Raw genomic sequence first — 24,947 nt, forward strand, 5'->3', positions numbered from 1 at the left:
GCGCTTTTAAGGTGCCAATAAAAAACCCGCCGTAGCGGGTTTTTTTAGTGCTTAGCTTTTGTTTTGTTCCCGCGCAATCGCGCGGTAGGCAATATCGCGGCGCAGATAAACGTCTTTCCAGCTCACCTGGTCGGCCAGCTTGTAGGCGCGCTCTTGCGCCTCGCTGACGGTATCGCCCAGGGCCGTGGCGCACAGCACCCGCCCACCGTTGGTGACCACCTGGCCGTCTTTATCGGCGGTGCCGGCGTGGAATATTTTCTCGCCGGGAGTCTCGGTTTCCGGCAAGCCCGAGATTACATCGCCCTTGTTGTAGCTGCCGGGGTAACCGCCGGCGGCCAGTACCACGCCTACACTCGCGCGCGAATCCCACTGGGCCGTGACCTGATCCAGCTCACCGCGGGTGGCGGCCAGACACAGTTCTACCAAGTCGGATTCTAAACGCAGCATAATGGGCTGAGTTTCGGGGTCACCAAAGCGGCAGTTGTACTCGATAACCTTGGGCGCGCCCTGCTCATTGATCATTAAGCCCGCGTAGAGAAAGCCTGTGTAGCGGTTGCCCTCGGCGGCCATGCCTTCAACGGTGGGCTTAATCACTTCGTCCATAATACGCTGGTGCACATTAGCGGTTACCACCGGGGCGGGGGAGTAGGCACCCATGCCGCCGGTGTTGAGGCCGGTATCACCGTCGCCGGCGCGCTTGTGATCCTGGCTCGTGGCCATAGGCAGAATATTCTCGCCATCCACCATCACGATAAAGCTGGCTTCTTCGCCGGTCAGAAACTCTTCGATGACCACACGACAGCCGGCGTCGCCAAAGGCGTTGCCCGACAGCATGTCGCGCACTGCTTCTTCGGCCACTTCCAGAGTTTCGGCCACAATCACCCCTTTACCGGCGGCCAGGCCGTCGGCTTTTACCACAATGGGGGCGCCTTTTTCACGCAAGTAGGCGAGGGCGGGTTCGACTTCGGTAAATTTTTGATAGTCGGCGGTGGGAATGTTGTGGCGGGCCAAAAAGTCTTTGGTAAACGACTTGGAGCCTTCCAGTTGCGCCGCACCCTTGCTGGGGCCAAAGCACTTAAGCCCGTGATCGGCAAAGTAATCCACCACACCTTCAACCAGTGGCACTTCGGGTCCCACAATGGTCAATTCCACTTGCTCGGCCTTGGCAAACTCCACCAATTGGGCAAAGTCGCTTACGCCGATATCAACATTTTTAAGCTTGTCGTCCAGCGCCGTACCCGCATTACCCGGTGCCAGAAACACCGTATCGACTTTTTTACTTTGCGCGGCCTTCCAGGCCAGCGCGTGCTCGCGGCCACCGCCGCCGATGATTAGGATGTTCATAAGGGCTTTTGATTCTGTGGGTGTTGAATGTTTATGGCTCGTCGGACGTCAGACGTCGGACGTCCGACGAGCATTCGTCTTAGTGCCTAAAATGCCGCATTCCGGTAAATACCATGGCAATGCCCGCTTCGTCGGCGGCGGCGATGACTTCGTCGTCGCGCATGGAGCCGCCGGGCTGAATGACGGCCGCAATACCTGCAGCGGCGGCGTTATCAATGCCGTCGCGGAAGGGGAAGAAGGCGTCGGAGGCCATGACCGAGCCGGGCACTTCCAGGCCCGCGTGCTCGGATTTAATGCCGGCGATGCGCGCGGAGTTAACGCGGCTCATCTGGCCCGCGCCTACGCCTACGGTGGCGCCGTCTTTACCATAGACAATGGCGTTGGATTTCACCATTTTGGCGACTTTCCAGGTGAACAGCAGATCGCGCATCTGCGCCTCAGAAGGCACTTGTTTGGTGACCACTTTCAGGTCTGACTCACCCACGGTGCCATTGTCGCGGTCTTGCACCAACAGGCCGCCCGAGACGCGTTTGTAATCAAATTCGGCGCCGCCGGTGCTCCATTCGCCGCACTCGAGCAGGCGAACATTTTTCTTGGCGCTAACCGCTTCTACGGCGTCGGCTGCGATGCTGGGCGCAATGATTACCTCGACAAACTGTTTGGCCACAATTGCCTGGGCGGTGGCGGCATCCAGCGGACGGTTAAAGGCGATAATGCCGCCAAACGCGGATTCCGGGTCGGTGGCAAAGGCGCGCTCGTAGGCGCTCAGCAGATTGTCGGCCGAGGCTACGCCGCAGGGGTTGGCGTGCTTGACGATCACACAAGTGGGGGCGTCAAACAGTTTAACGGTTTCCAGAGCGGCGTCAGTGTCGGCAATGTTGTTGTAGGACAGCTCTTTGCCCTGCAGCTGCTTGGCGGTGGCAATAGTGCCGGCAGCCGGGTTTTTCTCCACGTAGAAAGCGCTTTTCTGGTGCGAGTTTTCGCCGTAGCGCAGGGTCTGCACCTGGTAGAATTGGCTGTTAAAGGTGCGCGGGAAGTCTTCGTTGCCACCCTCGACCTTGCGGCCAAAGTAATTGGCAATGGCGCCGTCGTAAGCGGCGGTGTGCTCGTAGGCTTTAATGGCCAGATCGAAACGGGTTTTGTAGGTGGTGCTGCCGCCGTTGGCTTTCAGCTCGGCCAGGACTTTTTCATAGTCGCTGGCATTCACCACAATATTGACCCAGGCGTGGTTCTTGGCCGAGGCGCGAACCATGGTGGGGCCGCCGATATCGATGTTCTCGATGGCATCTTCCAGCGAGCAGTCCGGGTTGGCAACGGTGTTTTCAAAGGGGTAGAGGTTAACCACCACCATGTCGATGGTGCCAATGCCGTGCTCGCTCATCACCGCGTCGTCCTGACCGCGGCGGGCGAGAATGCCGCCGTGTACTTTGGGGTGCAGGGTTTTTACCCGGCCGTCCATCATCTCGGGGAAGCCGGTGTAGTCCGATACTTCCACCGCGGGAATCTGGTTTTCTTTAAGTAGACGGTAGGTGCCGCCGGTTGAGAGGATTTCTACACCCATTTGGTGCAGTGCGGTGGCAAATTCGACAATTCCGGTTTTGTCCGACACGCTGATCAGCGCGCGCTTAACCGGTGCCAGGTCGGTGACATTGCTCATGTGGTTTCGGTTTCCCAGTAGCATGTTGACAGACAGTAGAAATAAAAAGGGTGGTTAACACCACCCTGAAAAGCGTAGACGCCAAGCGTCCTTCTAGCGCTTAGAGCAAGCCGTACTGCTTAAGCTTTTTGCGCAAAGTGCCACGGTTCAGTCCCAAAACCTGAGCGGCGCGGGTTTGGTTGTGGCGAGTGTATTTTAGTACCACCTCAAGCAGAGGCGCTTCCACCTCGGCCAGCACCATTTCGTAAACATTGCTTACCGATTGCCCGTCTAAGTGTTGGAAGTAGTTCTCCATGGCTTGCTCTACGCTGCCGCGCAGCGACTGGCCCTGAGGTTCGGCCACGGTTTCCTGGGGGGCGATAGGTGCATCGGTGATAAAAGTTTCTGCTGAATTCATGCCGCTTTTTCCTCTCTTTCTATCAGCGGTTCGAAGTAATCCCGAACGCTGGCATGTTGATCTATGGTCGTTTCCAGCCGGTTGAAGCTGGCGCGAAACGGCTTGCTGTCGGGCATGGTCTGTAAGTACCAGCCCAGGTGTTTGCGCGCGATGCGCGGGCCCATAACGGGGCCGTAAAATTCGGCCAGTTCACCCAGGTGGGTGCAAAGTATGTCCCTGATTTGACTCAGGGGTGGTTCCGGCAGGTGTCGGCCTGTGCGCAGATAATGATCGATCTGCCGGAAAATCCAGGGGCGCCCCTGGGCTGCCCGTCCAATCATGACGGCCTGGGCGCCTGTGTGGTCGAGTACCTGGCGCGCTTTTTCGGCGCTGTCGATATCGCCATTGCAAAATACCGGTAGGTTACTTTGGCGTACCACATCGGCAATCGTGTCGTACTCGGCGGTACCGTTAAAACGGCAGGCGCGGGTGCGACCGTGAATTGCCAGCGCGGCAATACCGCAGTCCTCGGCAATGCGGGCAATGTTAAGGGCATTGCGCCGCTCGGGGCTCCAGCCAGTGCGTATTTTTAAGGTGACCGGAACATCCACGGCAGCGGTGACCGCCGCGAGAATATCGCCCACCAGAACTTCGTCTTGTAAAAGCGCCGATCCCGCCGCTTTCTTGCACACTTTTTTGGCCGGACAGCCCATATTAATGTCGATGATTTCGGCGCCGTTATCGACGTTCAGTCGGGCGGCGTCGGCCATCATTTGCGGATCTCCGCCCGCTATTTGCACGGATATCGGACCGGCTTCTCCGCGGTGATCGAGCCGTTGGCGGCTTTTGCGGCTGTGCCATAAGCTGCTGTCGGAGGTCACCATTTCTGAAACTACCAGTCCGGCACCTTGCGCGCGGCACAGTTGACGAAACGGTCGGTCGGTTACACCGGCCATGGGGGCCAATATGACCTTCGAGTCGATGTGATAGGGGCCTATCTGGATCACTGTCAACGACCTGCTAGGGTTTCAGTCACTTTGCGCTGCACGGGTTTTCGGGCGACAGGTGCCGCCGAAAAAAGGGTGGCTATGATACCTTTTTGTTATCCACTTGGGAACGCAGATTTTACCCAGATTGGCTTTTTTTTAGCCGTTTTTGCCCTTGACTTTGTGTGTCTTTATCCCTACCGCAGAGGGCGAGGTCTGGCCGGTGAGCGGGTGTTGGCTCAGCGTATTTCCAGGCGGTAGTTGACCGCGCTGGGGCCTGGGTCAGCCAGCTCCAGCGACAGGTGAACAGGTTGTTTGCGCGGCATGGTTTGGCTGCCGGCTAACTCACCGCGCAAATATTCAGCGGGGGTGAACTGGCGGCTGGCGACGACCTTGTCCCGGGTGTCGGTAAATGTCAGCTGCAGTTGGGGGAAAGTCTGCGAAAAGGCGGCGTTATTAACGATAATGGCGTCCACCACCAGGGCATTACTTTGCTCGGGGTGATTGCGGACCACCAAGTTGTAGGCGCGAATCTTGGATTTATCGGCCATCGCGGGCAGTTCGCAACCCAGTAGGTTACACGCACTTTGATAGTAATCGCGGTAGGGTTGGCTGCGGCTTAAACGATCGAATTGCAGCCAGGCAATTTGCACCACCAGTAGCACGAGGGCCAGCAGACTCAGGCCGCTCCACAGCGCTCGCGAGCGCCATTGGCCACTGCCGGCACCGGTCATCTCCACCGGCACTGGGTCTATGCCCATCAACAATGCGCTGCGCTCGGAGTCGTAGGCGTGCATTCTCTCTTCTTTATAAAAGCCTTCCTCACTGTCGTCGGGTTCCGGCTCGCTATCGGCAAAGCTAAAGGTGGGCGCCGTCGGCTGCTCATCGGGTTCGGGAAGGGTAATGTCGCCGGGGGCGCTTTCTGGCGGCGTCTGATTGGCCAGCTCGTCGTCAAAGGGGGTTGAGACGTCCGCTTCAGAAGGCTCGATCTGGTCTGCTTCGGGCTCGTGAATAATACTCAACGGATCGTCGTAGTGAGTCACCGGCGAGGGGTCTTGGTCTTCATCCAGTAAGTTTTCGGCCCAGGATTCGTCGCTGTCGTCGACAAATTCTTCTTGGCGGCGGGCGGGCGCGCGTTCAAACAGCGAATGCTCGGGGAAGTCGCGACTAAAAAGCGATGTATCCGCCTCGTCTGTGTCGCTGTCCATATGGTCGCTGATGAGGATGTCGTCATCCAGTTCGCTCTCTTGATCAATTTGTGCCTGATCAAACTGGAGCTTCCCGCTTGACTCCTTAGCGGAGGTGTCTTTGTCCGGGCTGTCTTGTGGTGGCTCGGCGTCAATGGCTAAGCTTGTCTGAGTGGGCTCGGGGGGCGCCGGTTTGACTGGCGCGGGGGCCGCTTGGGGTTTTGCGGCCGGGGTCTTGGGTTTAGCGGGTTTGGCTCGTGCCCCTTCCACTAAATGCTTTTCGGCGTCGAAAATATGCAGGCAGGATCCACAGCGCACGGCGCCCTTGGCTTTTTGTATCTGGGTCGGAGTGATACGAAAAGAGGTTTTGCACTGGGGGCAGCGGGTCACCATATTCGCCATGGATTAGTCTGTCCTTATTAACGCCTGGGCGCACAGATGTGGGATCGCTGAGTGTAGCGAGAAACTGGCTTGTGGTAAATGTGCGCCATTTTAGCGAACTTTGCGCCCAGTGATACGAACCCATTCGTCTTTTTGGGCGATGGGGTCAAAATCAAAGTGCTCGCGGTAGGCGTCCATGACAGCCTGGGCCTGGGTGGCGAGAATGCCCGATAAGCATAGGCGGCCGCCGGGGCGGGTTAGCTCGGTCAGGGCGGGCGCCAGTTCGGCCAGAGGGCCCGCGAGAATGTTGGCTAGTACAATATCCGCCGCCTGGGTGGGGGCGTCGCCGGGTAAGAACACCGGCATGGCGTTGTCGGCCAGGTGGTTGCGTGCGGCGTTATCTGCGGTGGCTATCAAGGCCTGAGGGTCAATGTCGACGCCCACGGCGTGTTTAGCGCCCAGCTTGAGCGCGGCAATGCCCAAAATGCCTGAGCCGCAGCCGTAGTCAATAACCTCGGCTGAGGCTACATCCTGCTGGTCCAGCCACTGCATACACAAAAAGGTGGTGGGATGAGTGCCGGTGCCAAAGGCCAGGCCCGGGTCCAGCAAAATATTAACCTTGTCGGGCTCCGGTGGTTCGCACCAGCTGGGGCAAATCCATAAGCGCTCGCCGCAGCGAATGGGGTGGTAGTTGGCCATCCACTCGCGCTCCCAGTCTTTGTCTTCCAGTTGTTCCCAGGCGTGGCTGGGCAGGGGCGCGGCATAGCTTTGCGCTATGGCCTGGGTGGTGGCGCGGGTGTCAATCTCCGCCTCGAACAGGCCGGTGAGCTTTACCTCATCCCACAGGGGTGTTTCACCCAGTCCCGGTTCGAGAATGGGTTGGTCAGCGTTGTCTTCCAGGGTGACCGAGCAGGCGCCGTTATCCAGCATTGCGTCTTCCAGCGCTTCGGTCTGTTTGCGAGAGGTGGTCAGTTTTAATTGCAGCCAGGGCATAGTAGGGCTTGAGCTCGGGCGCCGCCGCAGGGCGGGCGGCGCCTTACAGGGGTTAGCCCTCGAGCTTTTTCTCCAGATAGTGAATGTTGACGCCGCCTTCGCGGAAGGCCGAGTCGCGCACCAGGCGCTTTTGCAGCGGGATATTGGTGCGAATGCCGTCGATAATGGTTTCTTCGAGGGCGTTGCGCATACGATCCAGCGCTTCGGTGCGGGTGTCCGCCAGGGTAATGATTTTGGCGATCATTGAGTCGTAGTTGGGCGGTACCGAGTAGCCGCTGTACAGGTGCGAGTCCACTCGCACACCCAGACCGCCGGGGGCGTGATAGTTTTTAATCTTGCCGGGGCAGGGCATAAAGGTGTCCGGATCTTCGGCGTTGATACGGCACTCGAAGGCGTGTCCGCGAATCACTACATCCTCTTGCTTGATGGACAGCTTTTCGCCCGAGCAGACGCGGATTTGCTCTTTAATAATATCCACGCCGGTCACCATTTCGGTCACCGGGTGCTCAACCTGAACCCGGGTGTTCATCTCGATAAAGTAGAAGCGACCGTCTTCGTAAAGGAACTCGAAGGTGCCGGCGCCTTTGTACTTCATTTCGATACAGGCTTTGACGCAGGCGGCGGCGGTGGATTCACGCACATCGTCGGGAATACCCGGTGCCGGTGCCTCTTCCAATACTTTCTGGTGGCGACGCTGCAGCGAACAGTCGCGATCGCCCAGATGAATGGCGTTGCCCTGGCCGTCGGAAAGTACCTGAATCTCTACGTGACGCGGATTTTGCAGGAATTTTTCCATGTAAACCGTATCGTCCCCAAACGCCGATTTGGCTTCGTTTTGGGTAATACTGATCGAACTCATTAATGAGGCGGCGCTGTGCACCACGCGCATACCGCGTCCACCACCACCGGCGGCGGCCTTGATGATAATGGGGTAGCCAATGCGCTCGGCCGTCGCCAGACACTGATCGGCATCGTGCACCGGCAGTGGGCCATCCGAACCGGGTACTGTGGGTACGCCCGCTTTTTTCATGGCCACAATCGCCGATACCTTATCGCCCATCATGCGGATGGTGTCGGGGTCGGGGCCAATAAAGGTAAAGCCGCTTTTTTGCACCTGTTCGGCAAAGTCGGCGTTCTCCGCCAAAAAGCCATAGCCCGGGTGCACCGCGACCGAGTCGGTCACTTCCATGGCGCTGATAATGGCGGGAATGTTCAGGTAGCTAAGCGGTGACGGATTGGGACCTATGCACACGGACTCGTCCGCCAGGCGCACGTGCTTCAAGTCGCGGTCGATCTGTGAGTGAACGGCCACGGTTTTTATGCCCATTTCTTTACAGGCGCGCAGCACCCGCAGGGCGATTTCGCCGCGATTGGCGATCAAAATTTTGTCAAACATATACCAACTCCTCGATATCTATCGGCACAGGGTGCTTAAACGATGGTTACCAAGGGCTGATCAAACTCCACAGGCTCGCCGTCTTCTACCAGCACAGCCTCGATGGTGCCAGATTTGTCCGCTTCGATTTGGTTCATCATTTTCATCGCTTCAACGATGCAGATGACATCGCCGGCTTTTACTTGTTTACCGACTTCGACAAACGCCGCCGCGCCCGGGCTGGGTGAGCGATAAAAGGTGCCAACCATAGGTGATTTAACCGCGTGGCCGGTTTGCGCTGGCGCTTCGCTGGGGGCTTCGGCTTCGCTGGCAGCAGCGGGCGCTGCGGCCGGAGCCTGGGCGGGCGCTGGAGCCTGGGCGTAGAATGGCTGAGGGGCAATGGTGGCATTGCCAGAGTTGCGGCTGATGCGTACGGACTCTTCGCCCTCTTTAATCTCCAGTTCGCCGATATCAGACTCTTCCAGCAGTTCGATCAGTTTTTTGATTTTGCGAATATCCATGTGTGCCCTCTTACAATTCAGGTGTCGTATTTATGAGTGGTGTTAGGCTTGGCCGGCGCAGCGGCTTAAGGCCGCTTGCAGTGCCAGCTGGTAGCCCTCGGCGCCGAGGCCGCAAATAACGCCCTCGGCAATATCGGAAAAATAAGATTTGTGACGAAACGCTTCGCGTTTATAGACATTGCTTAAGTGCACTTCAATAAACGGTATGTTTACCCCCAGCAGGGCATCGCGCAGGGCGACACTGGTGTGAGTAAAGGCGGCGGGATTAATGATTATAAAGTCAACGCTTTCGCCTGCGGCCCGATGAATACGCTCGATCAGCTGGAGCTCGGCGTTGCTTTGCAAGTGACTCAGCTGGTGGCCTTGCTCGCGGCAAATATTCTCCAGTCGACGGTTGATATCCGCCAGGGTGGTGGCGCCGTAGACGCCTGGTTCGCGGGTGCCCAACAAGTTGAGGTTGGGGCCGTGCAAAACCAAGATGTTTGCCATGGTGAGTCCTTAAGCCTGTCGCTTGTGGTTCGGTTTTCGTCACAGGGACAGAAGTTTGCCGCAAAAAAGATCGCCTGTCCACGCTGCACTGTCATTTTTATAGTTTTGCTGAAAAATGGCAGCACGTTTACGTCTGTTCGCTAGCATTTTGCGTTATTCATTTTTCTGTAAAAGGTGCTTCGCGCATTTTTCGCGCTCTTTTTAGCGCATTTTGTTCGCCAGTTCATGGCAAGATAGCAGGAAATGGCGAAAAATGCATAACTGTGCGGCTAAAATCGGCAATATTCTGGCTATTGTTGCCCATCTTGCGAAAATGCTTCCAGTAAGTGTTGTTTGCGCAGTAATTGCGGCAAAACATCGGCCTTGCCTTTGCTTCCCGGCGCAAACCAAAGATACAACGGCACGCCGCTGCGCTGGTATTGCTCCAGCAGCTCGGTAATGGCGGGGTCATGGTTGGTCCAGTCGCCCTTGAGGGTGGCAATATCATAGCGCTCAAAGGCCGCCTCGATCTCGTCGGTGTTCAGGGTGATGCGCTCGTTGGCCAGGCAGGTCAGACACCAGTCGGCGGTCAGGTTGACAAAAACCCCGCGCCCATCGGCGCGTAGCTCGCTCAGGCGCTCGGCGCTATAAGGCTGCCAGCGGTTGTCGGCGGCGGGCTCGCGCTTAAGCCAGATAAACGGCAGGCTTAGCGCCGCGATTACCGCGATCAACACCAGTACTGCCAACAGGGTGCGGACACCTTTGTGGCGCGGTTGGTGGGTTTTAAGCCACAGGGCAAAGGCAAAGCTGAGAACCCCCAAAAGCAGCACTACCACCGCGTCGCTGCCGGCTTGACGCCCCAGTACCCATAGCAGCCACAGTGCTGTCAGGTAGAGCGGAAAGGCGAGTGCCTGTTTCAGGGTATCCATCCAGGGCCCCGGCTGGGGCAGGTGGTGAACCAGGCGAGGAAAATAGCACAGCGCCAGCAGGGGGAGAGCCATGCCGAATCCGAGTGCAGCGAAAATAGCCAGTGAGTAGATGATGGGTTGAGTCATGGCATAACCCAGCGCCGCGCCCATAAAAGGCGCGGTGCAGGGGCTGGCCACGACGGCTGCCAACACCCCGGTAAAAAACGAGCCCGAGAGTCCAGACTTTTGAGTAAGCCCCTGTCCCAGCCCCATAAAGCCCGAGCCAATGTTCAGCAGGCCCGACAGCGCCAGACCCATCAGCAAAAACAAATAGCACAGCGCGGCAATCAGCAGTGGCGACTGCAGCTGAAACCCCCAGCCGATGGCTTCGCCACCCGCGCGGGCTAGCATTAGTACGCCGGCAAAGGCGACAAAGCTGAGCACAATGCCGGCGGTGTAGGCCCAGCCATGTAGGCGCAGGCGTTCGCGGTGAGCGCTCGCCAGGCTAAGAACCTTAATGGATAGAACCGGGAAAACGCAAGGCATCAGATTGAGAATAATGCCGCCTAATAGGGCAAAGGCCAGAGCGGGTATAAGCCAGCCATTGTTCGGCGGCGCGGGTGCTGAGATGGTTTGCGTGCCGCTGGGCTCTGCAATGATATCAACCTGTCCGGCAGCGGGGTTAACCTCAGTGTACTCATGTCGCGGGGGGTAGCACAGCCCTGCATCGGCGCAGCCTTGCGAGGTAATTTTAAGGGTGAAGGGCTCTTGTTCGGGCCTTATCGACAGCGTCAGGGTGGCGCCTGAGTAATACACCTGCATGTTTTTCTCGAAGTACTCGTCGTATTTTTCGGTACTGGGCGAGTATTCGGGCTCTAGGGTTTCACCGCTTAGGGTTTGCAGGGAAAATTGTTGCCGATACAGATAGTAGCCGGGTTCGATGTCCCAGTGCAGAATAAGCTTGCCGTCGCGCACCCAGGCCGAGAGCATATAGGCTTCTTCCACCGGTAGAAATTCGGGGTCGTTGTTGTTATCGGCGCCCAGCGATTGTTGTTGGCTTGGCGAGGCCTCGCCCGAAGCACTCGGGGCAAACAGAGATTTTTGCTCGGCGGTAGCATTAAGGGCGGCCAGGCTAAGCCCCAAGATAATGGCAAATAAGCGCAGTAACTTTGGCATTTCAAATATCGCTAGCGGTAAAAAAGGTGGTTTATTTTCGCGTTCTCGGGCGATGATTACAATTGAGTGTTGTCCGGTTCGGCGAATAAGAGTGCTAAATACCGTTTAGGTTCCCGGGCCGGAGGATGGTCGTCTGGGCTGGTTGGGCACGATTAAGGTCGCGCTAAGGGGTTTTTACTCGGCCCGGTAGGGGCTAAACTGACGTCAATTTGCTGCGCGGCAGCAAGGGTGCTTGGGGCAATCATAAGATCGCTCGGGTAAAATGAATCTCCAGGTCGGAAACTGTGCTTTTGGCAACTCTATTTTCTCGCGTTGCGTTATTGGATTGGCGCCACTGTTTGGCTGTGCTTGCGGCCTTGTGGTTGGTAGGTTGCGCGCAACCGGTGGTAGAACCGCCACCGCCCGAGCCTGCTCCCGAGCCCGCTGAGCCCAAGATAAGCCCCGCGCAAGCCAAAGCCAATAAAATTGCCTGGCGTTTGAGTCGGGGCGATCGCGCTCTGGCTCGCGACCGATTGCTGAGCCCCAACTACGATAATGCCTATGATCACTATCAAGCGGTGCTGCTTTTAGAGTCGGATAACCGCGAGGCGCAGCTGGGCTTGCAGGCGATTGTATTGCGTTACCTGGATATGTCACGCAGTGCGGCCCAGCGCAGTCGATTTCGTGACGCCGAGATTTATTTAGACCGCGCCGCCAGTGTCTTGCCCGACAATGCGGCGGTGCAGGATATGGTTGCACGCCAGCGCGAGGCTATGGATAAGCCGCTCGAGCGGCCCGAATCGAGCGACTCGGTGCGATTGAATACCAGTGCCTTGGCCGCGCGCAGTACTGAGGCCAAAGCACAGTTGGCAACCCTGGCGCAGCGGGCTCGCAGCCAAGACATTATGGTGTTGATTGTCGCGGCAAGCGATGCCCAGGGCCGCTGGATATACCAGACAATGCGCGAGGCTGTGCCAGGCTATTTATTGCGCGGCGATATTAAAATTGGTTCGCCGGCGCGAATTGAATTCTTGCCCCCACCTTAAACCGAGAAAATGATGATGGGTCAGTGTGTAAAGTTTTTCAGTTGCGTTGTGCTTTTGTCGGTGTGGGCCTCGGTGGTTCAGGCGGCGCCTGTGACCGTCAGCGACGCCTATGTCCGTTTGCCGGTGCCCGGACAGACCATGACCGCGGCCTTTTTTCGTTTGCAAAGCACAAGTGACGAGCCGCTTGTGTTGAACCGGGTCAGTTGCGGCTGCGCCCAGCGCACCGAGCTGCACGCCAGCACCAACGCCAACGGCATAATGAAAATGCGCAAACAATCGTCTTTTACCCTGGCCCCCGGCGCCCGCGCTGATTTTGCGCCCGGCGACTGGCATGTCATGCTGTTTGACGTGGATACCTCATTGCGCTCGAGCGATACCGCCGAGTTGATATTGCATTTTGCCGATGGCGAAACCGTGCCGGTAACCGCGTCGATCAAGAGCGTTTTTGACGAGCCGGATCACAAGCACCATCACCACTAACAGGAGAGTCGGTATGGAAGGAATCAAACGGGGTTGGCATAAGTTAACCCGACGCGAAAATGACACAGCGCTGGACGGCGATAGCGACACCTTTCAGGCCAAGAGTGAGGGCCGCGGGCCCTGGGCTTGGGTGTTGCTGACGGTTGTGCTGCTATTGCTGCTGTTAACCGTTTTAGGTATTTACTGGAGCTATACGCCTGCCACGTTTAATGTTCAGGCCCGTACCGAAACCGTATTGGCCGAGCGCTCGCGCCAGCCGGTGGTAGGCGCCGCGACTACCGTGAGTCTTATGACGGTGGTGGAAACTCTGCTGGAAAAGCCCGGCGGTTACTTAAGTAACGATGTCACGCCGCCCAGTGTGTGGCTGGATAATATGCCTAACTGGGAGTATGGCGTGATTATTCAGGTACGCGATATGAGCAAAGCCATGCGCGAAGCGTTTAGTCGCTCACAGTCCCAGTCGCTGGAAGACGAAGATCTGGCGGTGGCCGAATCGAGCTTTAACTTTAATACCGATAGTTGGTTGTTTCCCCCCACCGAAAAACAATACCGCAAAGGCCTGAGTGGGTTAGATGCCTACTTAGCCCGACTGCTTGACCCCGGTCAAAAGAATGCCCAGTTTTACGCCCGCGCCGATAATTTGCGCTACTGGTTGGCGACCGTGGAAACCCGATTGGGTAATTTGTCGCAACGCCTAAGTGCCAGTGTGGGCCAGCGCCGGTTAAATACGGATTTGGCCGGTGACAATGCCGCCGCTCAGGCGACCCCGGCCCCCAGTGATCAATTTGTAAAAACCCCATGGTTGGAAATTGATGACATTTATTTTGAGGCGCGCGGTTCGGCCTGGGCACTGTTGCATTTGTTGCGCGCAGTGGAGCAGGACTTTGAGCAAATCCTGCGCAAAAAAAATGCGTTGGTGAGTTTGCAGCAAATTATCCGCGAGCTCGAGGCAACGCAGCACCGTGTGTACAGCCCCATGATTTTAAATGGCAGTGGCTTTGGTGTGTGGGCTAATCACTCACTGGTGATGGCCTCGTATATTTCCCGCGCCAACGCGGCGATTATCGATTTGCGGGAGTTGCTCGCCCAGGGATGACAGACGGTTTTTTGCTCACCCGCCACTGGCGCGATACGCGCCGCGGGTTAGAGCTGGAGTATTGGTGGGCCACGGATAATGGCCCGATTCAGACAAGGCACACCGCCCAAGAGGCGGTGTTTTTTATTGCCGCCAGTAAACTCTCTAAGGCTCGGGATATTCTGGCGGAGTTGCGCGGTTGGCGCACCCGCGAGCTGGATTTGACCACCCGCGAGGGCAAGCCCGTCGTGGCCTGCTACTTCTCGCGTGTGGCGCTCGCGCGCGAGGCGGAAAAGCGTTTAACCTCCCACGCCATTGCCTGCTGGGAGGCGGATATTCGCCCCCCGGAACGTTTTTTGATGGAGCGTTTTATCACCGCTGCCGCGCGTATTGGTAATCTTGGCGAGTATCCCGGTGCCACGCTTATCGATCCGCCGTTACAGCCTAGTGATTATCGTCCCGCCTTAAATTTGGCCTCCGTAGATATCGAAACCACCATGGATGCGCGCCAGCTTTATTCTATCGGCGTTTTCTCGGCCCGCACTCAAGTGGTTTTTATGGTGGCGGATATGCAGGTGCAGCGAAAGCTGGATGACTCGGCGCGGCTGGTGTATTGCCCCAGCGAGCGCGATTGTTTACTTGCCTTTCTAAGCTGGCTGGAAAGCGAAAACCCGGATGGTTTAATCGGTTGGAATTTGGTGCAGTTTGATTTGTGGGTACTGCAGCGGATCGCGGATCGGTTGGGGGTAAAGCTGACCCTGGGACGCGGTGGGCAAAAGCCCTATTGGCGTGAAGAAAAGGGCGAGGGCGGGCGCCGTTTTATCAGTGTTCCGGGCCGGGTAATGCTCGATGGTATTGAGCTATTAAAAGCCGCCAATTACCAGTTTGAAAGTTTTGCCCTTGATCAGGTCGCTGCGCAATTGCTTGGCGAGGGAAAGCTGCTGCACGGGGCCGGGCGTGGCGAAGATATCACCCGTTTGTATCGCGATAATAAGCCCGCTCTGGCTCGCTACAATTTAAAAGACTGCGAGCTGGTGTGGAATATTTTTGCCCGCGAAAATTTGCTGGCCTTTGCGGTGGAGCGCAGCCAGTTAACCGGTTTGCTATTGGACAGAATCGGTGGCTCGGTAGCGGCCTTTGAATACAGTTATTTACCCCGCTTGCATCGCGCCGGTTTTATCGCCCCCAACCTGGGCGAGCTAAAAACCGATATTGTCAGCCCCGGCGGTTATGTGATGGATTCGCAGCCCGGTATTTATCAGCATGTGCTAGTGCTGGATTTTAAAAGCCTGTACCCCAGTATTATTCGCACTTTTTTTATCGACCCCTGCGCCTTTTGGATGGCAAGCTTGGCTCGGGCGCCGTCGGCCCAGTGTGTGCCGGGTTTTAACGGCGCCGAGTTTGATCGCGAAAGTGCCATCTTGCCCGGTATGATTGAAAATCTTTGGCAGGCCCGGGATGCGGCCAAGCGCGAACAAAATCAGCCGCTGTCCTACGCGATTAAAATTATTATGAACTCGTTTTACGGCGTGTTGGGGTCAACCGGCTGCCGCTTTTTTGATCCTCGGGTGGCCAGCTCTATCACCCTGCGTGGGCACGACATTATTCAAAGCAGTAAGCGCTGGCTGGAATCCGAAGGGCTGCAGGTTATCTACGGCGATACCGACTCGGTGTTTGTCTGGTTGCGCGGCGAAAGCGCATCGCTGAGCGGGGAGCAGGCGACTCGTATAGGCCAGCAACTGGCTGCGGGGCTTAACCAGTGGTGGCAGGAAAAACTGCAGGATGAACTGGGTATCGATAGCTCGCTGGAAATAGAATTTGAAACTCACTACCGCAAATTCTTAATGCCGACGGTGCGCGGTTCCGACGAGGGCAGTAAAAAGCGCTACGCTGGATTGGTAACCAAGGGTGACACTGAAACTCTGGTTTTTAAGGGCCTGGAGTCGGTGCGCACCGACTGGACTGCGTTGGCACGCGAGTTTCAAACCGAGCTTTATCGGCGAATATTTTTGGGGCTGGATTACCGCGATTTTGTGTTGACGAGCGTCGATGATTTGATGCGCGCTCAGGTGGATGATCAGCTGGTGTATCGCAAACGTTTGCGTCGCCGGCTGGATGAATATCAGAAAAACATTCCCCCCCATGTGCAAGCGGCGCGCAAGCAGCGCGATTGGGGGCTGGGCGTGTGTCGGCGAGGCGACTGGGTGAGCTATGTCATTACCCAAAACGGCGCCGAGCCCGCCGAGGGCAGACGCAGCGCGATTGATTACGAGCACTACCGCGAGCGCCAGCTGGCACCGGTAGCCGATGCCATTTTGTATTTTCTGGGCGACTCACTCGCCGCCATCACCGATCAGCAAATCTCCCTGTTTTAGTCCCTACCAGGTGTTAACGCTGACCTCGGTACCCTCGACAATGACATCAAGCTTGCGATTGGCACTTTCGATGCTAATTGACTGTGATACCTCGGTGGGGATTGGACTACCCGATACAGTCACTGTGTGAGTACCCTCGCTTAGGGGGAGGGCATAGACGCCCGTATCGGGGGTGGTCATGCTCTCGCCGCCCGCCGTGATCTGCGCGCCGCCAATGCCTTCGCCGACATCGTAAAACTGATTGCCGTTGAGGTCCTGATAGATAACCCCGGTAAGGTAGTGCTGTGACTCACGGGCGAACATTTCGGTCACCATCGATGCCAGCCACAGACGGCCGTTGCTCGATTGCATGGTGCCTTTCAGTTGCCCCACACCGAGTACCTGGACATTGGTCTCAAGGATGTTTGTCCGGTGGCCTGAGGATTGAAACAACCCCTCGTGGTGGGATTTGATGCGATCGCTAAGATTGATGTTGCCGCCCGATGTGCCGGCCCAGGCGATATTTTCCCAGCAACATAGTCCACCGGTATAATCGGCATCGGCAGCGCGGTCGCTGGGGCTGCTGCCCAGGGCCCCGGTATGGCTGAAACGGTTGGTGTTTAGCATCCACTGGCTGTGTTCGCGCGAGGCGTGCATTAGCTGGGTATTGAACGCCAGAGGTGGTTTGGGGGCGGGGGTTATGGTGCCGGGTGCCAGGCTTTCATTCAGATCAATGCCATAGCGCGCGGCCTCGGCCTCGGGGTTAGCGCGCGCGCGGTTGATCAATTCCAGCATCAACACCTCTTGAGCGGTCGGCTGCTGGCGCCCGGCGTCGCTGCGCGGTGTGGCCGATACCTCTACACTGTCCGGCGATTCTTCAGCCCCCCGGGTGGCTGTAACGACAAAATAGTAGGTCGTTTCATTCGCCAGCTCAGTGATTGTGACCGGTGAACTGACGCCCTCGCGCCAATCGCCTCCGGTAAAGGCGCCAATATTATCCGAGTCTACATAGGGCTCGCTGGCCCAGAACAGGTTGTAGCCCTGCGCGCCGGGTGCCTCAGCCCAGCTGAGGGTTACGCGGGTGTTATCGGCGCGGGCGACCACCTCGGTGACACTGCCCAGTGCTACCGAGCTACTGCTGGAGGATTCGCTGGATGAAGAGCTGGACGAAGAAGTCGACGATGAACTCGACGACTCACTGCTGGATGAGTTGGCGCTGGAGCTTGACTCAGAGCTTTCGCTGGATGCCTGGCTCGACGAGCGGCTGGAGGCGCTGCTTGTGCTGGACGAGCTTGGCGTGGAGCTTGAGCTGATCGCCACTGAGCTGGACGCCGAGCTGGGAGCTGAGCTGTCTGACGACGCGCTGCTGCCAGGCACCTCGCTGCTGGCGCTGGACGAGCGGTCGGGTAGGCTGCTCGAGGAGTGACTGCTGACCGAGTCGCTTGAGGCGCTGGCCTGGGGTTGGGATGACTGGGCACCCGTGGATGAGCTCATGGAGGAACTGGCGTTGGTTGGGGGTGGGGCAGAGTCGTCGCTGCCCGAGCCTCCACAAGCGGTAAGCGAAAGTATGGACAGAGTAATAAACAGGTTTTTCATGGGCTATCTAAACACCGATATGAGACGAGCGGGCAAGATAGCGCTTAGGCAGGCCAGAGGAAACTGGGATTGATTGATTTGTGAGCTGTGACACATGGAGAACTATGACATCACTTTCCGCCCGGCAAACCAGGCGTTACTTTATGGGTGTGTGCCCTGCCGAAAAGTGGCGCGGCCGTCTTGTCTGTCTGCTCGAGGCGACGGCTCTCAGCCCAGGCTTGCCCCTCCTGCCGGGGCGCGGTAGTCTAAGCCGCCCAAAGAACAATGGATACAACGATGGAAGAGGTTATCGAAGAGCTTAGAGATCGCAATCTGCCGGTCCCTGTTCCCCTTGAGTTACCTGATCACGACACCCTGGTTGTGGTGGAAGAGGAGATTTTACTGCCTTTACCACGGGAAATGAGACAATTTATGCTTGAGGTGGGCGATGTGATCTGTGGCGCCCTGGAGCCTGTAACCGCCGCCGATCCCTACAGCCACACCTATCTGCCCGAAGTGGCTTCCCAGGCCTGGGCCCAGGGCGTGCCCCGGCACCTGGTGCCGCTGTGTGAAACCCACGGTCATTATTACTGTGTCGAGCCCGAGGGCGAGGTGGTGTTCTGGCGCGATGGCAACTTGACTGATGAGCGCTGGCAGAGTGTATGGGAGTGGGCGCGGGACGTGTGGCTGGATAGTTAATCTGCGCTTTCTCTTCACTCACCCAGATACAAAAAAGGCCAGCGTAAACGCTGGCCTTTTTTGTAAGCGATCGCCGATATTAGTACAGCAGCACGGCGCCGGCGGCCTCGCTGTCGTTATCGCTGGGATCGGCGTCGACACCTGTGCCACTGCCTGCCTCGCGGTAGGCCGAGGTGGCCAGAGTGTCACCGTTTTCCGACAGGGCTACCGCTTGCCCTAAACGATCGGGCTTGTCGGCCGCTATCCCTTTGACGTAGTGACTTTGTTGCCAGGCGTTGTCGATGCGTTGAAAAATATAAATCGCACCGGCGTCGATAATGTCGTTGCTGTCCTGGTTGCCGTCAATACCCACGGCACCGCCGTCTTCCCTATAGGCGCCTACCGCTAGCATTGAGCCGTCGGCCGAAAGACGTAACGCCTGCCCAAAGCGGTCGTAGATATTGGGGTTAGACGCTTTGATATAGGCTTTTTGTTGCCACTCGTCACCACTGAACTCAAAGATATAGGCCGCTCCGGTACCGCTGCCGTCCACGGGGTTTTCTTCCGAGGGGAAGTTGGACGGGTCACCGTTGACTCCGGTTGCCAGTGACCCCTCGGCGGAGGCGCCCACCGCCAGGGTATTGCCGTCGTCACTAAAGCTGACGGCATTGCCAAATCCCGCCCCAGGGTAATTGCTTAATGAGTGCGCATAGGCCGGTTTGAGATAGGCTTGTTGCGACCACTCGCCAGCGCTGCGGGCAAAGATGTAGACGGCCCCCGAATTAAATGCGGTCGAGTTCTCTTCAGGTGTTTCGCCGTCGACTCCTACGGCCGCCCAATCTTCGCCAATGGCACCTACCGCCAGGCGGTCGCCGCTGGCCGATAGGGCTACTGCCGAGCCAAAGCGATCTTGCTGGGAGTGCTGGCTGGGTTTTACATAGGCCTGTTGGCTCCAGCCGCTGTCGGTTTTGATAAAGACATAGGCTGCACCGGCCAGGCTCAGGCTATTGTCCTGCTGGTCGCCGTCTATACCGGTGGCCGAGCTGTCTTCACCAATGGCGCCCACGACCAGGGTCGTGCCGTCGCCCGATAAGTCCAGAGACTGACCGAAGCGGTCACCGGCGGTGTTGCTGTCTTGGCTGCTACTGCTGCTGGCCGCGGATGATGAGGATGAGCTGCTGGAGCTGGTGCTCTCTTCTGTCGGGGTGTTGGAGGCTTTGACATACGCGGTCTGGGCCCAACTGCCTTCGCTGCGCTCAAAAATATATACTGCGCCGGCGTCGCTGGCGCTGTTGTTATCCTGTTCGCCGTTAATGCCCCGGGCGTTGCTGTCTTCGCGCAAGGCGCTGACCGCCAGGGTATTACCGTCGTTTGACAGGCTAACGGCATAACCAAAGCGATCGTCGGTAATCAGGTACTCGTACTCCTCGCCCTCATCGTCTTCGATGGTGCGTGGATATTCGGTATTAGAGGCTTTAATGTACGCCTGCTGCGCCCAGCCAGAATCCTCTAGCTGAAACACATACACCGCGCCGGTGGCGAAGTTGGTGTTGTCGTCTTGATCGCCGTTCACGCCGGTTGCGATAGAGTCTTCTTGAGTGGCGCCTACGGCCAGGGTTTTGCCGTCGGCGGATAAATCCAAGCTCCAGCCAAACCAATCGTAGGTCTCGGTGTTGGAGGCTTTCAGATAGCCGATCGCGTCGAGCATGGCATGTACAGCGGTTGTCTCGTTAGAGTTCGTGCAAGCACTCTCGCTCGTGCAGGCCTCGACCATATAGCGTGCTTCGGCCCAATCTTGGGTGTGTACACTGACATTGTCGTAGATTTCCGGCGCCGTGACGTCTTCGCCCAACTGGGTGAAGCCACTGCTGCCATCGGGGTCTTTGTATACCCGGTAAAAAGCCGCCTCGGGCACCGCGTCCCAATATACGCGCAGGGTTTTGACGCCCGCCCCCTCGATATTGATGTCGGGCCAGGCAGCTTCGGCCGGCGCACTGCTGGCGCTACTGGTACTGGATGACGAGCTGATCGAGCTGCTGCTGGAACTGCTGGCAGTGCTGTCGTCATCATCGTCGCTGCCGCAGGCGGTCAGCGCAAAAGTGGCGAGCAGACAGGGAACCAGACCGAGTCTTTTTACGAAGGGGTACAGCGATTGAGTCATGCAGCAGCTTCCTGATTATTTATCTAAGCGGGGGATTCTGTCCGGCTGGACCAAGTGTGTCAATGTTTGCCCGCTTCGAGCGGACCAAGCGCGCGGTTTGAGACCGCGCGCAGGCAGGATAATTCCCCACCCGGAGGTGGGGGGGCGATTAATAGAGGTAGATGGCCCCCGTATCGTCGCCGGTGTCGTCGGTCGGATCGGCGGGGTCACGGCTGTCCTCGCCAGTGGCACTTACTGCCAGGGTCTGTCCGTCATGTGACAGTGCCAGTGTGCGTCCGAAGGTGTCATTGGCATCGGTGTTGGATGACTTTAAATAATTGACCGTTTGCCAATCGTCCGTTTGGGCCTCGTATACATACACGGATCCGGCGGCCGGGGCACTGCTGTTGCCGGGTTCACCGCCCAGGCCGCGCAGCTCAGAGTCTTCCCGGGGCGCGCCTACCGCCAGCAGGCTGCCGTCCTGATTAAGTGCCATTGACCAGCCAAACAGATCATCTTCATCGGTTACCTCGGCTTTAATGATGCCATCAGCTACCCAGGAGTCTTGCGTGCGGGTAAATACGTAGACCGCGCCCGAATCCTGTTCGCCAGAGGCCGTGTCATTGTCCAGATCCTCGGGAGTGAGCGGTGGCGATGTGCCGTTCAGTTTACTGTCCTCGTAAGGAGCGCCGACAGCCAGGGTGTTGCCGTCTCCCGCGAGGCTCAGGCTGTAGCCAAACTCGTCGTCAATGCCTGGATTGCTGGCTTTGATATAGGTGCTGTGCGACCACTCGGTTCCGGTGCGGGTCAACAGATAAACAGCGCCCGAGCTTTTCGCCTTAAAGTCTTCCTGGTCGCCGTTAATCTGGCCGTCGGATGAGTTTTCCCCCGGTGCGCCCACAGCTAGAGTGTCGCCCGCTGCGTCAAAATCCAGACCGTAGCCAAAGCGCGAAGGCGAAGATTCGTAGCACACAATCCCAGGTGGGGCTGGCTCAAAGCAGGGGCTGTCGTTGCGTGACGCGCGGCTGGGTTTGATATAGGCCTCTTGGCTCCAGACATTGTCACCTTGGGTGTACACGTAGACCGCACCGGCTAAGTCGATCTCGTTATTGCTCTGGTCGCCGTTAACGCCGGCCGCATTACTGGCCTCATAGGGAGCGCCTACCGCAATACGGCTGGCGTCGTCGGTCAGGGCAACGCGCACGCCGTAGTAGTCGCGTTGATCTGGATTGGACGCTTTAAAATAACCCAGCTGGGTGAGGCCATTATCGTCGCGGCTAAACAAATAAGCGGCGCCGGAGTCGGCTAGTGAATTGTCTGTGCTGTCGCCGTCGATTCCCTCGGCGCTGCTGTCTTCGTAAGGCGCGGTGACTGCTAGATACTGGCCGTCGGCGGATAAGGCCAGTGCATAACCAAACAGGTCTTCGGCGCCGCCATCGATCGCCGGGTTGTCAATTCGCTGCTCCAGGTGCCAGCCCGACTCGGTGGCGCTAAACCAATAAACAGCGCCCGCATCCTGGTGGTCGCCGTTGTCAAAGCGGGGGCTGCCCACCACTAAAATTTGACCGTCGGCCGAGAGGGCGCTGGAAAATCCAAAAGCGGCCTTATCCTGCGGGTTTGGGGTCTTCAGGTAACCGATGGCGCCCAGAGCGTCGCCCGCGACATAGACATCCTCGCTAGGAGTGCAGCCAGCCTGGTTGCAGGCTTCCACCATAAAGCTGGCGTCGTCCCAATCGGTGAGGTGCACGGCCAGAGGCAGAGTAAACGCCAGCTCATCGGTTTCACCGATGTTTTCGTAACCCGAGCTGCCGTCGGTGTTCTGGTAGATCTTATACTGAGTCGCGCCGTTTACCTCAGGCCAGCTAAGGCGCAATTGTTTGGTGCTGATTTCAGCGCCGACCTCGGCCGCCTCCGGCTGGTTCACATCGGCGTTGTTATCGTCGTCTGAATCGCTGCCGCAGCCGGCTAATAATAGTGGGGTTAACCCGGCTGCCAGCCAGGTTTTATACCGGTTAAGGGTCATTGTTGCCATGGGGGCTCCCTGTTTTCCTGAAATCTAAAGGACAAGTTTAGTGTCAGGTTCTAACTTACCAGTAAACGCGTTGCGAAGATGTCGCAATTTGTTAAAGGGCAACTCTGGATTAATAGAGTTGCCCTAAAGCCTTTCTCGATACAGTCCGTGCCCGCCAATCAGGGTAAGTATTCAATTCCTTCAATGGCTTCGCCCCAGTATCGCGGTTTGCCTTTGCCTTGGGCGACGGCTTCCAGGCTGAGGCCGGCGTTGCCGTAGCCCTGGAAGTAGTTCAGCTTGAGCCTATATTCGCCCTCGCTCAGGCGGCGATAACACGATTGCTTGCGAAAGGGCCGGTCGCTTAGGTGTTGGCACAATAACTTGTCGTCGATAAACAACGAGAAGCCATCGTCGCTGCCCACCACAAAGCGGTAGCGACCGGGTTGAGTGACCTTAAATCGGGTGGTGATATCGGCAAAAAAATCCTCATTCCAGCCCAGCACACCCAAAACCGGGTGTTTGAAACGGTTGTCCTCGTTTAATTGCACCTTGTCGATCATTACCGTGCGGGTCGCCTCGATCTTGCGAGGCGCGTCAATTTGGGTGATGGTGTCGCGATTTTTGCTCAGCGTCAGGGTTAAGTTCTCATCCACCGAGGCGGGAATAAAACGGACGATCATCGCAATCGCCGCAAGGCCTAACAGGGCAGAAAAAATCGTGTTCTTATTCATTAGCGCACCACCTGTAGTTTCCAAAAGGCAAACCAGTTGCGCATATCAAACTGCGCCTCGGTGAGCTCCCAGCTATAGGTAAAGGGGGCAAAGACAAAAAATACCGCAATCGCGAGGCCGATGTAGACCGCCAAATTGATATAGGTATGGCGACTATGCCCATGCAGCTCGGCATAAAAAATATAGTTAAAAATTAGGGCCAGATTGATCAGCCCGAACACCAGGGGCACCAGATAGTGGTAGAGGTACATCACCCGTTCGATCTGCAAAATAGCGATCATGTAGCTGAGATACAAACCGGTAAACGCCAGTATCCAGTAAAACAAGGCGGAGTCTTTTACCGGGTTTTGGTAGACGTAGCGGCTGATGATCAGGCCCGCCGACAGCACAATGCTAGCCAGCACACTAAACCAGACCACCGGGTTGGCGACCAGGTTGTGATAGCGAACATAAGTGGTGCCGTCGACGGAGCGCTTTGACCAGCGGTAGTTGATGGTTTTGGTGCCTAGGGGCCAGCCCATAGCGTAGCTGCCATTCTCGCCCTCTTTACACACATCAAGCTTGGGCACACCGTCAGCGTATTTGGCCATATAGCGCCAGTTATCCAGCAGGCCCTGGTTAAAAGCGGCAAAGCTCCAGCTCTGGCCGTCTTTGATCAGCTGCTGGTATTCGTTACTGGCTTCGTAATTTTTATGGGTGGGCAGATTGCTGCCGAGGCCAATGTGCAGATAGAAAATCGCAAAAAACACCGCCAGCAGCGGTACAACCCCGGTGGGTACGGTAATCGCCAAGTGTTGGAACAGCTTGCCCCAGTGCCAGTGTTTGATGGACTCCCACTGATCGGCCCCGTACAGCATGACAAACAGTAACAACAGCACAGCGCCGTTTACCTTGACCGCAACGGCCAGCCCGATCCAGATGCCGAGGTAGGCATAGTCGCGCAGGCGAATCGCGCGCTCTTGTTGGGCGTGCGCGGTAATCGCGCGGGCGCACTGATAAATCGCCCCCAGAATAAAAAACAGCTGCACCCCTTCTAGCATGGCGGCGCGGGAGTGAATCACCAGGGCGTTATCGAAGATCAGTAAAAAGCTAAACGCGAAAGCTAGGTGCGGGTTGCGGCTGATGCGCCGGACAATGCCGTAAAAAAACAGCACCGACAGGGCCATTAATAGAGCGGATGGAAGGCGGAAGGCGTGGTACTCAATGCCGCCCTCGGGCATATGCTGGTCGCGCAGATAGTCGGTTTGCGAGAACTTGGAGGTGTCTTTGTCGCTGTTCAGTCCCAGGGCGGCCTCGCTGCCTGCCATGAGCAGTTTGCCCAGTGGCGGGTGGGGTTCCATATACATGACCCCATCGATATATTTCTGCGCCGAGGCAATATGATAGTTCTCGTCCCAGAACAGCGCATTGGGGTGGCCAATACCAATGGTGTACACGCACAGCGAGCACACCAGCAGAACGCCCAGATAAATTTTCTGCAAATGTCGGGTCAGGAAGTTACGCATA

At 57.3% G+C, this 24,947-nt stretch carries 21 protein-coding genes; 6 read left to right on the top strand and 15 right to left on the bottom strand.

The genetic code is table 11. From position 1 onward, the window contains the following. Positions 1-51: 51 nt before the first annotated feature. The 10 genes from purD to M6D89_RS00400 all read right to left on the bottom strand — a co-directional run bounded on the left by purD (position 52) and on the right by M6D89_RS00400 (position 11,372). Positions 52-1,344 (bottom strand): phosphoribosylamine--glycine ligase, encoded by a 1,293-nt coding sequence (gene purD, locus M6D89_RS00355; RefSeq protein ID WP_253966042.1) that lies wholly within the window; start codon positions 1,342-1,344, stop codon positions 52-54. A 79-nt stretch (positions 1,345-1,423) separates the two neighbouring features. After that, positions 1,424-3,001, bottom strand: a complete 1,578-nt coding sequence (purH, locus tag M6D89_RS00360; RefSeq protein WP_253966043.1) for a bifunctional phosphoribosylaminoimidazolecarboxamide formyltransferase/IMP cyclohydrolase — start codon at positions 2,999-3,001, stop codon at positions 1,424-1,426. Between the two features lie 100 nt (positions 3,002-3,101). Next, complete coding sequence (fis, locus tag M6D89_RS00365; RefSeq protein WP_253966044.1) at positions 3,102-3,398, bottom strand: DNA-binding transcriptional regulator Fis; 297 nt, start codon at positions 3,396-3,398, stop codon at positions 3,102-3,104. Continuing rightward, positions 3,395-4,384, bottom strand: coding sequence for a tRNA dihydrouridine synthase DusB (dusB, locus tag M6D89_RS00370; RefSeq protein WP_472924526.1), 990 nt, complete (start codon positions 4,382-4,384; stop codon positions 3,395-3,397). The genes fis and dusB overlap by 4 nt, the downstream gene beginning before the upstream one ends. A 218-nt stretch (positions 4,385-4,602) precedes the next feature. Further along, positions 4,603-5,952 (bottom strand): DUF3426 domain-containing protein, encoded by a 1,350-nt coding sequence (locus tag M6D89_RS00375; RefSeq protein WP_253966045.1) that lies wholly within the window; start codon positions 5,950-5,952, stop codon positions 4,603-4,605. A gap of 90 nt (positions 5,953-6,042) precedes the next feature. Continuing rightward, a complete protein-coding gene (prmA, locus tag M6D89_RS00380) occupies positions 6,043-6,924 on the bottom strand; it encodes a 50S ribosomal protein L11 methyltransferase (protein ID WP_253966046.1) in 882 nt (293 codons plus the stop codon). 52 nt (positions 6,925-6,976) lie between these two features. Continuing rightward, positions 6,977-8,320, bottom strand: coding sequence for an acetyl-CoA carboxylase biotin carboxylase subunit (accC, locus tag M6D89_RS00385; protein ID WP_253966047.1), 1,344 nt, complete (start codon positions 8,318-8,320; stop codon positions 6,977-6,979). Between the two features lie 35 nt (positions 8,321-8,355). Then, complete coding sequence (gene accB, locus M6D89_RS00390) at positions 8,356-8,820, bottom strand: acetyl-CoA carboxylase biotin carboxyl carrier protein (protein ID WP_253966048.1); 465 nt, start codon at positions 8,818-8,820, stop codon at positions 8,356-8,358. Positions 8,821-8,862: 42 nt separating this feature from the next. Continuing rightward, complete coding sequence (gene aroQ / locus M6D89_RS00395) at positions 8,863-9,309, bottom strand: type II 3-dehydroquinate dehydratase (protein WP_253966049.1); 447 nt, start codon at positions 9,307-9,309, stop codon at positions 8,863-8,865. Positions 9,310-9,599: 290 nt separating this feature from the next. Beyond that, on the bottom strand, positions 9,600-11,372 hold the full coding sequence (locus tag M6D89_RS00400) for a protein-disulfide reductase DsbD family protein (RefSeq protein WP_253966050.1): 1,773 nt from the start codon (positions 11,370-11,372) through the stop codon (positions 9,600-9,602). 290 nt (positions 11,373-11,662) lie between these two features. Between M6D89_RS00400 and M6D89_RS00405 the strand changes: the two genes are divergently transcribed. The 4 genes from M6D89_RS00405 to M6D89_RS00420 all read left to right on the top strand — a co-directional run bounded on the left by M6D89_RS00405 (position 11,663) and on the right by M6D89_RS00420 (position 16,327). Further along, the gene (locus tag M6D89_RS00405; RefSeq protein ID WP_253966051.1) at positions 11,663-12,397 is read left to right on the top strand and encodes an N-acetylglucosaminyltransferase; all 735 of its coding nucleotides are present in this window, start codon (positions 11,663-11,665) and stop codon (positions 12,395-12,397) included. Positions 12,398-12,487: 90 nt separating this feature from the next. Then, positions 12,488-12,877: a copper chaperone PCu(A)C gene (locus M6D89_RS00410; RefSeq protein ID WP_253966052.1), complete on the top strand. Its 390-nt coding sequence runs from the start codon at positions 12,488-12,490 to the stop codon at positions 12,875-12,877. A gap of 13 nt (positions 12,878-12,890) precedes the next feature. After that, positions 12,891-13,973 carry a DUF2333 family protein gene (locus M6D89_RS00415; protein ID WP_253966053.1) on the top strand — a complete coding sequence of 361 codons (1,083 nt, stop codon included), beginning with the start codon at positions 12,891-12,893 and terminating at the stop codon, positions 13,971-13,973. Next, entirely contained in the window at positions 13,970-16,327 is a 2,358-nt protein-coding gene (locus M6D89_RS00420) for a DNA polymerase II (RefSeq protein WP_253966054.1), read from the top strand. The genes M6D89_RS00415 and M6D89_RS00420 overlap by 4 nt, the downstream gene beginning before the upstream one ends. Positions 16,328-16,330: 3 nt before the next feature. Here the strand turns inward: M6D89_RS00420 and M6D89_RS00425 are convergent, their stop codons facing one another. Further along, positions 16,331-17,410: a CAP domain-containing protein gene (locus M6D89_RS00425; protein ID WP_253966055.1), complete on the bottom strand. Its 1,080-nt coding sequence runs from the start codon at positions 17,408-17,410 to the stop codon at positions 16,331-16,333. 4 nt (positions 17,411-17,414) lie between these two features. Between M6D89_RS00425 and M6D89_RS00430 the strand changes: the two genes are divergently transcribed. Both M6D89_RS00430 and M6D89_RS00435 read left to right on the top strand, forming a co-directional pair. Beyond that, positions 17,415-17,732, top strand: a complete 318-nt coding sequence (locus M6D89_RS00430; protein ID WP_253966056.1) for a hypothetical protein — start codon at positions 17,415-17,417, stop codon at positions 17,730-17,732. A gap of 446 nt (positions 17,733-18,178) precedes the next feature. Next, positions 18,179-18,580 carry an SMI1/KNR4 family protein gene (locus tag M6D89_RS00435; protein WP_253966057.1) on the top strand — a complete coding sequence of 134 codons (402 nt, stop codon included), beginning with the start codon at positions 18,179-18,181 and terminating at the stop codon, positions 18,578-18,580. Positions 18,581-18,659: 79 nt separating this feature from the next. On the opposite strand, the gene M6D89_RS00440 is transcribed toward M6D89_RS00435, so the two are convergent. From M6D89_RS00440 to M6D89_RS00455, 4 genes are all read right to left on the bottom strand, one after another. Further along, positions 18,660-20,720, bottom strand: a complete 2,061-nt coding sequence (locus M6D89_RS00440; RefSeq protein ID WP_253966058.1) for an FG-GAP repeat protein — start codon at positions 20,718-20,720, stop codon at positions 18,660-18,662. A gap of 148 nt (positions 20,721-20,868) precedes the next feature. Then, positions 20,869-22,731, bottom strand: coding sequence for an FG-GAP repeat protein (locus tag M6D89_RS00445; protein WP_253966059.1), 1,863 nt, complete (start codon positions 22,729-22,731; stop codon positions 20,869-20,871). A gap of 158 nt (positions 22,732-22,889) precedes the next feature. Next, positions 22,890-23,441, bottom strand: a complete 552-nt coding sequence (locus tag M6D89_RS00450) for a PA14 domain-containing protein (protein WP_253966060.1) — start codon at positions 23,439-23,441, stop codon at positions 22,890-22,892. Continuing rightward, on the bottom strand, positions 23,441-24,946 hold the full coding sequence (locus tag M6D89_RS00455) for a phospholipid carrier-dependent glycosyltransferase (RefSeq protein ID WP_253966061.1): 1,506 nt from the start codon (positions 24,944-24,946) through the stop codon (positions 23,441-23,443). The genes M6D89_RS00450 and M6D89_RS00455 overlap by 1 nt, the downstream gene beginning before the upstream one ends. Position 24,947 lies beyond the last annotated feature (1 nt).

The organism is Gilvimarinus xylanilyticus, from assembly GCF_024195295.1.
Taxonomy (GTDB): Bacteria; Pseudomonadota; Gammaproteobacteria; order Pseudomonadales; family Cellvibrionaceae; genus Gilvimarinus; species Gilvimarinus xylanilyticus.